Source organism: Streptomyces sp. NPDC058001, assembly GCF_042886315.1.
Classification (GTDB): domain Bacteria; phylum Actinomycetota; class Actinomycetes; order Streptomycetales; family Streptomycetaceae; genus Streptomyces.
In genome coordinates, this window is the sequence record NZ_JBHVQT010000009.1 from 191,492 (window position 1) to 204,245 (window position 12,754).

Genomic DNA, 12,754 nt, shown 5'->3' on the forward strand with positions numbered 1-12,754 from the left:
GAGTCGTCTGTTCAGACTATGGGGGGCCGCCGTCAGCGGTGGACAGGATTGTGTGGTTGGCGGGATCCGGTTCATTCAATCCCGGACTACCAAGGATGCCCGATGCCTCGACCGAGCTTATAGCACGTGCATTCGATTTGAGGGGGCGAGGTGCCACCTTCACCCGAACGTGTGGCGGGGCTATCGTCGGAGCCATGAACGATCATGTGCGCGACCTGGCGTCTGTACGTGACGCGACCGAGCGGCTCCTCAGCGCAGCCGCCACGATGGACAACGCTTCGCTCGCCGAGCCGTCACGGCTTCCGGGCTGGACCCGTGGACATGTCCTCGCCCACCTCGCGCGTAACGCCGACGCCCTGGTGAACGTCTTCGCGGGCCGGCCCATGTACGCGAGCGCGGCGGCACGTGACGTCGACATCGACCGGGACGCCCCCAGGGAGCTGAAGGTGCAGCTCGCGGACGTACGGGACAGCGCGGCCCGGTTCCTGGCCGCGACGGACGCTACGGACGCGACGGGCTCGCCGGCGGACTGGTCCCGCACGGTGGAGCTGCGCAACGGTGTGACGGACTCGGCCTCGCGGATCCCGTTCCGCCGTCTCGTCGAGGTCGAACTCCACCATGTGGATCTCGGCATCGGGTACGAGCTGGAGGATCTGCCCGCCGAGTTCACCCAGCAGGAGATCACCTTCCTCGCCGAGCGGTTCCGCGGTAACGCGGGCGTACCGGCCGTGCTCATCCGGCAGGACGACGGGCGCGCGATCCGCACCGGGCGCCACTGCGCCGAGGACGAGGAGCCGGTGACCGTGACCGGCCGCCAGGCCGATCTCCTCGGCTGGCTCGCGGGCCGGCGCGACGACTCCGGGCTCACCGCCACCGGCGGCAGCCTCCCGACGCTGCCCGCGCTGTGAACGGCACTGTGAGCCGTCGGGGAACTCCCCCGTGCCGCGGGGCCGCTGAGTAGGCTGAACTCCATGACGTACAGCGGAGCGGTGACGGTCGGCGGTCCTGCGGATGTGCACGAGTTGCAGAACCTGATGATCTCGAAGGTCGCGGTCGGGCCGATGGACAACAACGCCTATCTGCTCCGCTGCCGCACCACGGACGAGCAACTGCTGATCGACGCGGCCAACGACGCCGGGACCCTGCTGACGCTGATCGGTGACGACGGCATCGCGTCCGTCGTCACCACGCACCGCCACAGCGACCACTGGCAGGCGCTGGCCGAGGTCGTCGCGGCGACCGGCGCCCGTACGTACGCGGGCCGTCTCGACGCCGAGGGGATCCCCGTCCCCACGGACGTGCCGCTCGACGACGGCGACACGGTCCGGGTCGGCCGGGTCGAGCTGCGGGCGGTCCATCTGGTCGGCCACACCCCGGGCTCCGTCGCCCTGGTGTACGACGACCCGCACGGCCACCCGCACATCTTCACCGGGGACTGCCTCTTCCCGGGCGGTGTCGGCAACACCCGTAAGGATCCGGAGGCGTTCGCGAGCCTGCTGCACGGTGTGGAGACGAAGATCTTCGCCGCGCTCCCCGACGAGACCTGGGTGTACCCGGGCCACGGCAACGACACCACCCTCGGCGCGGAGCGCCCCCATCTGCCGGAGTGGCACGCGCGCGGGTGGTAGGTCGGCGGGGAGTCGGACAAGTTGCTGCCGTCGGGGTGCGCGAACCGCTGCGGGGAGGCGGCCAGGTCGCTGCGGGGTGCGCGAACCGCTGCGGGGAGGCGGGGCACGCCAGTGGGCGCCCTCGTCGCCTACCGGCCGGCAAGCGCCGCGACCCGCTCCACCGCGAACGCGTACCCCTGCACCCCGCACCCGGCGATCACGCCATCCGCGCGGACGGACACGTACGAGTGGTGCCGGAACTCCTCGCGCTGGTGGATGTTGGAGATGTGCACCTCCACCACCGGCAGTCCGTCGCAGGTGTTGAGGGCGTCCAGGATGGCGATCGAGGTGTGCGAGTAGGCGGCGGGGTTGATGACGATGCCGCAGTGGTGCAGGCGGGCCTCGTGGATCCAGTCGACCAGTTCGCCCTCGTGGTTGGACTGCCGGAAGTCGACGGTGCCGCCGTGCGCGGCGGCGGTCTTGGCGCACAGGGCCTCGACGTCGGCGAGGGTGTCGCTCCCGTAGATCTCCGGCTGCCGCTGTCCCAGGAGGTTCAGATTGGGCCCGTTGAGGATCATGACGGGTGCGGTCGCGAGGGTACGGGCTGGGCGGGTCATGGCGGGGCCTCCGGTCGGATCGGCGCGTCAGGGGAGGTCTATCACGCGGCCCCGACCGGCCAGGTCCGAACGGAAGACCCTAGGGATTGACGGCCAGCTCCAGGTACGCGGCCATGAGTACCAGATGGACACCGCCCTGGAGGGGGGTCGCCCGGCCGGGGAGGATGGTCAGGGTGGTGACCATGACGGTCAGCGCGAGCAGCACCATATGGGTGGCGCCCAGGCCGAGAACAAGCGGTCCGGAGAGCCAGATGGAGGCGACGGCGACCGCGGGGATGGTCAGGCCGATGCTCGCCATCGCGGAGCCCAGGGCGAGGTTGAGGCTGATCTGCACCCGGTCGCGGCGGGCGGCCCGCGCGGCGGCGATGGTCTCCGGGAGCAGCACGAGCAGCGCGATGATCACACCGACCACGGAGTGGGGCATTCCGGCCGCTTCCACGCCGGATTCGATGGTCGGCGACACGCCCTTCGCGAGGCCGACGACGCCGACCAGGGCGAGCGCGAGAAGGATCAGGCTGAGGACGGCGGTACGGGTGGACGGCACCTCGGCGTGCTCGTCGGAGTCGATCACCTCGCCCTTGCGGTCGAGCGGCAGGAAGTACGAGCGATGTCGGATCGTCTGGGTCGCGACGAACAAGCCGTACAGGACCAGGGACGCCAGGGCGGCGAAGGTGAGCTGCGAGGTGGAGAACTCGGGGCCCGGCTTGCTGGTGGTGAAGGTCGGCAGGACCAGGCTGAGGGTGGCGAGGGTGGCGACCGTGGCGAGGGCCGCGCCGGTGCCCTCGGGGTTGAAGACGGCGACCCGGTGCCGCAGTGAGGCCATGAGCAGGCTCAGTCCGACGATGCCGTTACAGGTGATCATCACGGCGGCGAACACGGTGTCGCGGGCGAGCGTGGCGCTCTTGTCGCCGCCGTCGATCATCAGGGTCACGATCAGCGCGACTTCGATGATCGTGACGGCGACCGCGAGGACGAGGGAGCCGAGCGGTTCGCCGACGCGGTGGGCGATGACCTCGGCGTGGTGAACGGCGGCGAGCACGGCGCCGGCGAGGACCAGTGTGACAAGGGCGACCCCCGCGCCGGGCAGGCTGCGTCCCCAGGTGAGAACGAGGAGGACCACCGCCAGTACGGGCGCGGCGGTGGTCCACTGCGACGGGAGCGCCCGGAGCCGAACGATCATGGCGTTGATGCTTCCAGACCCTTCCGGCACCCGCATTCCGGTGGCGCCGCTGTGTAGCCAGGTGACGTCCACTCCGGCCGGGGTCGGGCGCCGCACGTCGTCGTGGGGCGCCCGACCGCTCGGATCGGATGCAGATGTCGACGTTGTCCGTCAGATGTCGACGTTGTCCCGTCAGATGTCGACGCTGTCCCGGCGGGCCGCCTCGGCCTCCGCCTGTGCCTTCTTCTTGGAGGCGAACAGGCTGGTGATCGTGGTGACGATCAGGACGGCGCAGATCACGCCGAGCGAGACCGGGATGGAGATCTCGGGGACATTGACACCGGCCTCGTGCAGCGCGTGCAGGACCAGCTTCACGCCGATGAATCCGAGGATGATCGACAGGCCGTAGCTGAGGTGGACGAGCTTCTTGAGCAGTCCGCCGATCAGGAAGTACAGCTGTCGCAGACCCATCAGGGCGAAGGCGTTGGCGGTGAAGACGATGTACGGGTCCTGGGTCAGGCCGAAGATCGCGGGGATGGAGTCGAGCGCGAAGAGGACATCGGTGGTGCCGATGGCCAGCATGACGACCAGCATGGGCGTCATCACGCGCTTGCCGTTCTCCCGGATCCACAGCTTGGTGCCGTGGTACCGGTCGGCGACGCCGAAGCGCTTCTCGGCGGCCTTGAGCAGCCGGTTCTCCTCGAAGTCGTCGTCGTCCTCGTCGGCCCGCGCCTCCTGGACCAGCTTCCACGCCGTGTAGATGAGGAAGGCGCCGAAGATGAAGAACACCCACGAGAAGCTCGCGATGATCGCTGCGCCGGCGGCGATGAATATCGTGCGGAGCACGAGGGCGATCAGCACACCGAACAGCAGCACTCGCTGTTGGTACTGCGTCGGAACCGCGAACTTCGCCATGATCAGGACGAAGACGAAGAGGTTGTCGACGCTGAGGGACTTCTCGGTGATGTAACCCGCGAAGAATTCTCCGGCCGGCTGTCCGCCGGAGAAGAGGAGCAGCCCGACGCCGAACAGGGCGGCCAGCACGATCCAGACGATCGTCCAGATTCCGGCTTCCTTGATCGATACATCGTGGGGCTTGCGGCCGATGAAGAAATCGACCGCGATGAGGGCACCAAGGCCCACCACTGTGAGGACCCAAAGGGTCACGGAAACATCCACTGCGCCTCCGGCAGTACGTAACGGCAGGTATCCAGCGTCGTCCGCTGCCGGAGGTCTCTTCCACCCGAAACTGACTCGGGCCGACGCCCCGGGATCCGATCGGATCCGTATTGACGGGTGCGCCGCAGGTTAGGGAGTACTCCCCTCCGCACTGAGAAGAGTACCCGAATCACCAAGGAAAGGTAAAGTAAATGGTAAAGCGATGATCAAGTTCGCTGGTCAGAGCGTTATAGGCGTCAAGGAAGCGTCAAGATGGATCACTGATTCCAGGGGCGGCGGGCCGCCGCCACCCGGGACAGCACCTGGCCGAGCACCTGACTGCCGGGCGGGACGATCGGCGGCTCGTACGTCCAGGTGTGGCCGACCCAGGGATCGGCCAGGTGATCGTCCACGACCGATGTGAGCCGCAGCAGGGAGCGCCACAAGGGGTCGAGCAGCGGCCCGTACCCGGCGGCGTCCTCGCGGTCGGCGACCATCAGCAGATGGACGCCGACGTCCGGGCCCTCGTCGGCGAGATACCTCAGCTGGGTCACGGCGCGGTCGTCGAAGCCGTGCGGGAAGTCGTTCACCACGAGAAGGTGCTGCGCGGTGTCCACGTCCGGCGGCAGGGCGTCGGCGGCGCCGCTGCGGATCGCCATCTGTACGAGGTCGACGCGGCGGGTGAGCTGGGCGAGCAACGCGGTGACTCCGGCCGCTCCGGTGGCCGGGGGTTCGGCGAGCACACCGGCACCGAGGAGCGGGGCGAGGGATCCGGCCGCCGCGCCGGCCGCGTCGATGACGTGTACCGCGAACTCGCCCGCCGGATAGACCGCGAGCAGCCGTGCGGCGTGCGTGACGGCGGTGTCCATGGCGAGGCGCCGCAGGTCACCGCCGTCGGCGAAGGTCGAGGCTCCTGACGCGAGTCGGCCGCTGTCGATCCACAGCCCGCGCTCCAGCGGCAGCCGGACCAGCATCGGGATGCGCAGTCGGTCACTCTCGGGGAGGTGCAGATCGCCGAGGCGCACGGCCATCGGGATCTCCATCGGGACGGAGTACGCCTGCCACGCCGGGTTGTCCCAGCGGGCGTACGCCGTGGGCAGGGCGGGCTCCACGACGGCCGACTCGGCGGTGAGGTGGGCCAGATCCCGGTCGAGGGCCTCGCGGGCCCGGTCGACCAGGGAGGCGTGCTTGGCGCGGGCGGCCTCACGGGCCGCGTCGCCGGCGCCTCCGATGCGGTTGCGCGGGTCGGACAGCGCGCTGTCCAGCTCCTGCTCGCGGCGGGAGTCGGCGAAGTCGACGGCGCTACGATACGCGGCGGTGGTGCGGGCCAGGTCTTCGAACATGCCCCAGACCTGGTTGTAGAGCCGCTCCTCCATGGACCACCCGGTCGCGTCACCGGCTACGGGCCGCGCGCTCTCGCCGGGGCGGGACGGCGGTGCGGTGGGCGGGGGCGGCGGAGGCGCGCCGGTGCGGCGGCCGGGGTGCTGGTAGTCGACGGGGCCGCCCGGCGGCTGTGGCGCCGCGGCCGGGGTCTGGGGTGCCGGGGACTGTCCTCCGGCGGGTGTGTCGGGGGTGCGGCCCGGCTGGACGGACTGGCCGGGCTGCCCGGCTCCGCTCTGTGCCGGATGGTCGGCGGTGGTGTCGGCCTCCGACCGGGTGGTGCGGACGCGGGCCTCGCCGGACGAGCGGGGCGGCGGGGGCGCGACCGAGCGGGCGAGGCCCCGGGACACGGCGTCGTTGATGGCGGTCGCGAGGTCCTTCGCCTGGGTCAGACCCTGGTCGGCGAGCATGTCGGTGAGCCCACCGGCATAGCCCTGGCCGACGGCGCGGACCTTCCAGGCGCCCTGCCTGCGGTACAGCTCCATGGCGACGACGGCCGACTCGGCGTCGAGGCCCGTGACGGTGTAGCTGGCGACCTCGGCGCCGTCCAGGCCGGTGACCGCGACAAAGGGGGCGGGGAGCGCGCCGAACCGGACCGGGCCGCCGACGCCCATGGGCAGGGCGAGCAGCACATGGACCCGGCCGACCTGCTCGGGCAGCGCGTCGAGGTCCACCGCGAGGCGATGGTCGGCCGCCGCCTGCTTGGACACCTCAAGTCCCGGCAGGGTCGGCGCACCGGGGTGGGCCACCCACTCGGTGCCGAGGACCCTCCCCTGGTCGTCGGCGAGCGTGGCACCCGCCACGACCGGCCTGCCGACCGACACCCGGATCTCCAGACGGGTCTGGGTGAGGGGGTGGTTCTGCCCCCGGACCAGCTCGGCCGTCATCGCCTTTGTCCCCCTTGTCGGGCCACCGCGCCTGACCGCGGCGGCTGTCAACGACCGCGGGTGGATGCCCGCGGTTTCCGCCGGTCCGTGTCCTACGGACCGGTACGCGTCCTACAGGTACGCGTCCTACCAGGTACGCGTCCTACAGGTGCGGCAGGATCGCCGGCATCAGGTCCTGGAACGTCCGGCCGTTGGCCGGGGTGCCGATGGCGGTCATCGCCCAGCCGGAGCCCGCCCGGTGCACCTTCGCCATGATCTGCGCCGTGTACTGGCCGCCGCCGTCCAGCGTGTAACGCGCCAGCTCCTGGCCGTTGGTCTCGTCGACCAGACGGCAGAAGGCGTTCTGCACTTCCTGGAACGTCTGCCCGGTGAACGAGTTCACCGTGAAGATGATCTGGTCGATGTGGACCGGGACACGCTGGAGGTCGACGAGAACGGACTCGTCGTCCCCGCCCTGGCCGGCGCCGCCGACGAGGTTGTCACCGGTGTGCCGCACCGAGCCGTCGTCGCTGACGAGGTGGCGGAAGAAGACGACGTCCACGGGCTGCTTGTCGGCGAACAGCACCGCCGACGCGTCGAGGTCGATCTCCCGGGTGCGCGAACCGAACAGGCCCCGCCGGGGAGCGGCCTGCCAGCCGAGCCCCATACGCACCGCGGTCAGGGTGCCCCCGTCGCTCTTCTGCAGGCTGATGGCCTGACCCTTGGTCATGTTGACCGTCACGCGCTGTTCCCCTCTCGAACTGTCCCCTGCACCGCAGTCTCATGCGGTTGCCCTGAACCCTACGCAGGACCGCTGACAACGCCGCACCGTGGACCGCACTTTGTGTCGGTCTTGCAACACAGCGTGGGCCGGGGCGGGGCGCAGGGCGGGTCGGGGCGGCTCGGGAAGGCGTACGACGGCCGCGAGGGACCGGTCCCTCGCGGCCGACCGGCCCCGATCGTCCCGTCAGGCGATGCCCGCCTCGCGCATCTGCCGCAGTTCCTTCTTCATCTCCGACACCTCGTCGCGCAGTCGTGCCGCGATCTCGAACTGGAGATCCGCGGCGGCGGCCCGCATCCGGTCGGTCATCTCCTCGATCTGCTCGGCGAGTTCGGCCGAGGGGCGGTCCGTCGGGACGGTCTCCTTGGCCTTGCCCTTGCCCTTGGCGGAGCCGCCGCGCTTGGCCGCCGCGGAACCGAGCGAGGGGACGGGCGCCTTGGCGGGCTTGCCGTCCGTCGACTTGCGGTAGCCGCTGCCGAGGAGTTGCTCGGTGTCGATCTCTTCGCGCGCGATGGTCGCGACGATGTCGTTGATCTTCTTACGGAGGGGCTGCGGGTCGATGCCCTTCTCCTTGTTGTACGCGACCTGCTTCTCGCGGCGCCGGTTGGTCTCCTCGATGGCCTTCTCCATCGCCGGGGTGATCCGGTCGGCGTACATGTGGACCTGGCCGGAGACATTGCGCGCCGCGCGGCCGATGGTCTGGATCAGTGACGTACCGGAGCGCAGGAAGCCTTCCTTGTCGGCGTCGAGGATCGACACCAGGGACACCTCGGGCAGGTCGAGGCCCTCACGGAGCAGGTTGATGCCGACGAGGACGTCGAACTCGCCCGAGCGCAGTTCCCGCAGCAGTTCGACGCGGCGCAGGGTGTCGACGTCGCTGTGCAGATAGCGGACCTGGATGCCCAGTTCCACGAAGTAGTCGGTGAGGTCCTCGGCCATCTTCTTGGTGAGGGTGGTGACGAGGACGCGCTCGTCCTTCTCGCTGCGCTGGCGGATCTCGTGCACCAGGTCGTCGATCTGGCCCTCGGTGGGCTTGACGACGACCTCGGGGTCGATCAGCCCGGTGGGGCGGATGATCTGCTCCACGTACCCGTCCGCGCGCGAGAGTTCGTACTTGCCCGGGGTCGCCGAGAGATAGACGGTCTGGTCGATGCGCTTCTGGAACTCCTCCCACTTCAGCGGGCGGTTGTCGAGAGCGGACGGCAGCCGGAAGCCGTGGTCCACGAGGGTGCGCTTGCGGGAGGCGTCGCCCTCGTACATCGCGCCGATCTGCGGGACCGTGACGTGCGACTCGTCGATGACGAGCAGGAAGTCGTCCGGGAAGTAGTCGATGAGCGTGTTCGGCGGGGAGCCGGGCTCGCGGCCGTCGAAGTGCATCGAGTAGTTCTCGACGCCGGAGCAGGAGCCGATCTGGCGGAGCATCTCCAGGTCGTAGGTGGTGCGCATGCGCAGCCGCTGGACCTCCAGGAGCTTGCCCTGCTTCTCCAGGTCGGCGAGGCGGCCCTCCAGCTCCTTCTCGATGTCGTTGACCGCGCGCTCCATGCGCTCCGGGCCCGCCACATAGTGCGAGGCCGGGAACACGTACAGGTGGTCGTCGTCGGAGATGACCTCGCCGGTGAGGGGGTGCAGCGTGGAGAGCGCCTCGATCTCGTCGCCGAACATCTCGATCCGGACGGCCAGTTCCTCGTAGACCGGGAAGATCTCGATGGTGTCCCCGCGCACGCGGAAGGTGCCGCGGGCGAACGCGGTGTCGTTGCGCGCGTACTGGATGTCGACGAAGCGGCGCAGCAGGTCGTCCCGGTCGATCTGGTCGCCGAGCTTCAGGGAGACCATCCGGTCGACGTACTCCTGCGGTGTGCCGAGGCCGTAGATGCAGGAGACGGACGCGACCACGACGACGTCGCGGCGGGTCAGCAGGGAGTTCGTCGCGGAGTGGCGCAGGCGCTCCACCTCCTCGTTGATCGAGGAGTCCTTCTCGATGTAGGTGTCCGACTGCGGGACATACGCCTCGGGCTGGTAGTAGTCGTAGTACGAGACGAAGTACTCGACGGCGTTGTTCGGGAGGAGTTCCCGGAATTCGTTCGCGAGCTGCGCGGCCAGGGTCTTGTTCGGCGCCATGACCAGGGTGGGGCGCTGGAGCTTCTCGATCATCCACGCGGTGGTGGCGGACTTGCCGGTACCGGTGGCGCCGAGCAGGACGACGTCCTTCTCGCCCGCGCGGATGCGACGGTCCAGGTCGGCGATGGCCGCCGGCTGGTCGCCGCTGGGCTGAAAGTGGCTGACGACCTCGAAGGGCGCCACCGTGCGTTCGATCTTGGATACGGGCCGCATGGATTCCACGGTACGACCCCCCACTGACAACCGGTCCCGTCAGCCGGTCCGGGGAGGCGGTCGGGGGCGGTCGGCGGGTGCCTGGATGCCCCCTGCTGGGCGGCTCTGTGAGGGTGCTTTGTTCAGGGCGCTTGCGGGGCTTTGTGGGGGGCTTTGTGCGGGCCGGGTCCGTCACCTGCGCTGCGGGGCGTGGTGGGCCGGTGGTGCCCCGACGAGGGTGGGTCGGTCGACGACCGGCTCCGGGAGGTGCGCGGCGCGGGTCCACTCCGCCCTGCCGATGACGAGCAGCGGGTCGAACAGGACGACGACCGCGGCGACGAGCAGGAAGGCGAGCGGGCCGATCAGCATCGGCGCGAGGAGTTCGGCGGACGGAGTGCCGAGCGGGGTGTCGGGCGATCCGTGCAGTTCCACGTGGACGGCGGCCATGCCGGTGTAGTGCAGCCCGGTACCGGCCAGGCCCATGAGCAGGCTCGCGCCCAGACTCCACAGAAAGCCCCGCGCCTGTGCGGCGGCCCACAGGGCGGTGACCGCGGCCACGACGGCGATGACGACGGACGCGGCGACGGTGAGGGTGTTGTACTCCAGGCGCCCGTCGAGGCTCAGTCCGGCCATGCCGAGGTAGTGCATGGAGGCGATGCCCAGACCGGTGACGGTGCCACCGGTGAAGAGCGCGGCGCCGGTCCCCCCGCGGTAGCCGACGATGAAGATGCCCATGCCGACCATGACGACGCCGACGCCGAGGCTGGCGAAGGTGAGCGCCGGGTTGTAGTGGACCGGGGCCTCGCGCACGGTGAAGCCCATCATGGCGATGAAGTGCATGGTCCAGACTCCGGACCCGATGGCGGCGGAGCCGAGCATGAGCCAGCCGGGCCGCCAGGACTGTCTGACGAGCAGCGCTCTTGTCGTGCAGCGGAGCCCGAGTGCCCCGCCCAGGCAGGCCATGACGTACGCCACCACCGGTGTGACGAGTCCGTAGCTGAAGCCTTCGACCGTCCCCTGCATGCGCGGTAGCCCTTTCACCGTCCGGTGCCTTGGTGTCGTTCGCCCCGCCCCGAGGTAACGGAACCGCCTCGGGCTGACGCCGAGGGTATGGCCCGGCCGGAACGTACGAACGATTTTCCGGCAAAGAATCACGTCGCTGTCGCAGATGCACACATCGGCTCGCCGGAGCGCCACATCGGTGTCGGTGTGAATAGCTCATCCGTTCAGCCCGTGTCCAGTGGCCGACCACCCCCCGTTGACTCTCTGCTGTCACTGTCGAACCGTCCGTGTTCATACGATGCGAGGAGTACATGTGTACGTACGCGCCGCAGCAGCGACGACCGCGGCTCTGGTGGGCACCGCCGCTCTCGTCCTCCCCGCCACGTCCGCGCAGGCCGCGGACGTCGGTGGGGGAACCGTCGTGGTGGCCCATCGCGGTGCCTCGGGGTACGCGCCCGAGAACACCCTGGCCGCCGTCGACAAGGCCGCGTCCCTGGGCGTCGACTGGGTCGAGAACGACGTGCAGCGCACCAAGGACGGTGTCCTGGTGGTCATGCACGACACCAACCTGAAGCGCACCACGAATGTCGAGCAGGTGTTCCCGAAGCGCGCGCCGTGGAACATCAGGGACTTCACCTCCGCCGAGATCGCCAAGCTCGACGCGGGCAGTTGGAAGAGCGCCACGTACGCGGGCACGCGCGTGCCGACGCTCCAGCAGTATCTGCGGCGTGTCGACGCCCACGGTCAGAAGCTCCTGATGGAGATCAAGTCCCCCGAGCTGTACCCGGGCATCGAGGCGGACGTCGTCCGGCTGCTCGGCAAGGAGCGGTGGCTGGACCGGAGTCATGTCAAGAACCGGCTGATCGTGCAGAGCTTCAGCGCGGACAGCATCCGCGCGGTCCACCACCGGCGCCCCGATGTGAAGACCGGCTTCCTCGGCACGCCTCGGGTGTCGCAACTGCACACGTACGCGTCCTTCACCGATCAGATCAACCCGAGCAACACGACGATCTCGCGGACGTACGTCGCCGCGGTGCAGGCGTTCACGGGCCCGCACGGACGGCCGCTCGAAGTCCAGACGTGGACGGTCAACGACGCCGCCACCGCGCGCCGCGTCGCCCACTACGGGGTGGACGGGATCATCTCGAACTACCCGGACGTGGTGGAGAAGGCGCTCGGCCGCTCCTGACGGCGGGCGGGCCGTGCGGCGTTGTCAGTGCCGGGTCGTGGTCCGCATGAACATCGATGGGCGGGGCGGGCACGACGGACGTCAGGCCGTGTGGGCCGTGGTGGACACCGGCATCGGGCCGTTGCTGCTGGTCGCGACGGCCCAGGGCCTGGTGAATGTCGTCTTCCACGCCACCGACGAAGTGCGTGACCAGGCTCTCGGGCGGCTCGCGTCCCGATTGGGGACCGAGCCGGTCGAGGCGCCGGGCTCCCCGCTGCTCGCCGAGTCCATACGTCAGGTCGCGGCGTACTTCGCGGGCGAGCGGCGCGACTTCGACCTGCCGTTGGACTGGTCGCTCAGCTCCGGGTTCAACCGTGAGGTACTGCGCGCGCTGGAGTCCGGCGTGCGGTACGGCGCGGTCGTGGGGTACGGCGATCTCGCGGGCCGGGTCGGCCAGCCCGGTGCCGCGCAGGCCGTCGGCGTCGCGATGGGGTCGAATCCGCTGCCCGTGGTGGTGCCCTGCCATCGCGTGGTCGAGAGCGACGGCGGCATCGGCGGATTCGGCGGCGGCCTGGAGACGAAACGGAAGCTGCTGGCCCTGGAAGGCGTGCTCCCCGAACCGCTGTTCTGACCGGCCCTGGGAGACTGCGCCGGTGACACAGGACGAGGAACGGGCCGAGCAGCGGGTCGAACAGCAGGTCGAGGG

Annotated in this window: 11 protein-coding genes; 4 read left to right on the forward strand and 7 right to left on the reverse strand. The window is 69.7% G+C overall.

Annotation, left to right across the window (positions count from 1 at the left end):
* Window positions 1-194: 194 nt before the first annotated feature.
* Both ACFVT5_RS23600 and ACFVT5_RS23605 read left to right on the forward strand, forming a co-directional pair.
* The gene (locus ACFVT5_RS23600) at window positions 195-908 is read left to right on the forward strand and encodes a maleylpyruvate isomerase family mycothiol-dependent enzyme (protein ID WP_389891287.1); all 714 of its coding nucleotides are present in this window, start codon (window positions 195-197) and stop codon (window positions 906-908) included.
* Window positions 909-971: 63 nt separating this feature from the next.
* Complete coding sequence (locus tag ACFVT5_RS23605) at window positions 972-1,628, forward strand: MBL fold metallo-hydrolase (RefSeq protein ID WP_389891290.1); 657 nt, start codon at window positions 972-974, stop codon at window positions 1,626-1,628.
* A 128-nt stretch (window positions 1,629-1,756) separates the two neighbouring features.
* Here the strand turns inward: ACFVT5_RS23605 and aroQ are convergent, their stop codons facing one another.
* The 7 genes from aroQ to ACFVT5_RS23640 all read right to left on the reverse strand — a co-directional run bounded on the left by aroQ (window position 1,757) and on the right by ACFVT5_RS23640 (window position 10,901).
* Complete coding sequence (gene aroQ / locus ACFVT5_RS23610) at window positions 1,757-2,224, reverse strand: type II 3-dehydroquinate dehydratase (RefSeq protein WP_389891293.1); 468 nt, start codon at window positions 2,222-2,224, stop codon at window positions 1,757-1,759.
* A 79-nt stretch (window positions 2,225-2,303) separates the two neighbouring features.
* On the reverse strand, window positions 2,304-3,404 hold the full coding sequence (locus tag ACFVT5_RS23615) for a calcium:proton antiporter (RefSeq protein ID WP_389891295.1): 1,101 nt from the start codon (window positions 3,402-3,404) through the stop codon (window positions 2,304-2,306).
* Window positions 3,405-3,575: 171 nt separating this feature from the next.
* Window positions 3,576-4,562 carry a TerC family protein gene (locus ACFVT5_RS23620; protein ID WP_389891298.1) on the reverse strand — a complete coding sequence of 329 codons (987 nt, stop codon included), beginning with the start codon at window positions 4,560-4,562 and terminating at the stop codon, window positions 3,576-3,578.
* Window positions 4,563-4,819: 257 nt separating this feature from the next.
* Complete coding sequence (locus ACFVT5_RS23625) at window positions 4,820-6,808, reverse strand: TerD family protein (RefSeq protein ID WP_389891301.1); 1,989 nt, start codon at window positions 6,806-6,808, stop codon at window positions 4,820-4,822.
* A 142-nt stretch (window positions 6,809-6,950) separates the two neighbouring features.
* Window positions 6,951-7,529 (reverse strand): TerD family protein, encoded by a 579-nt coding sequence (locus ACFVT5_RS23630; RefSeq protein ID WP_389891304.1) that lies wholly within the window; start codon window positions 7,527-7,529, stop codon window positions 6,951-6,953.
* Between the two features lie 225 nt (window positions 7,530-7,754).
* Complete coding sequence (uvrB, locus tag ACFVT5_RS23635; protein WP_389891307.1) at window positions 7,755-9,899, reverse strand: excinuclease ABC subunit UvrB; 2,145 nt, start codon at window positions 9,897-9,899, stop codon at window positions 7,755-7,757.
* Window positions 9,900-10,070: 171 nt separating this feature from the next.
* A complete protein-coding gene (locus ACFVT5_RS23640; protein WP_389891310.1) occupies window positions 10,071-10,901 on the reverse strand; it encodes an MHYT domain-containing protein in 831 nt (276 codons plus the stop codon).
* A 292-nt stretch (window positions 10,902-11,193) separates the two neighbouring features.
* Between ACFVT5_RS23640 and ACFVT5_RS23645 the strand changes: the two genes are divergently transcribed.
* Window positions 11,194-12,069: a glycerophosphodiester phosphodiesterase gene (locus ACFVT5_RS23645; RefSeq protein ID WP_389891313.1), complete on the forward strand. Its 876-nt coding sequence runs from the start codon at window positions 11,194-11,196 to the stop codon at window positions 12,067-12,069.
* A 46-nt stretch (window positions 12,070-12,115) separates the two neighbouring features.
* The gene (locus ACFVT5_RS23650; protein WP_389891316.1) at window positions 12,116-12,679 is read left to right on the forward strand and encodes a methylated-DNA--[protein]-cysteine S-methyltransferase; all 564 of its coding nucleotides are present in this window, start codon (window positions 12,116-12,118) and stop codon (window positions 12,677-12,679) included.
* The last annotated feature ends 75 nt before the right edge of the window (window positions 12,680-12,754 follow it).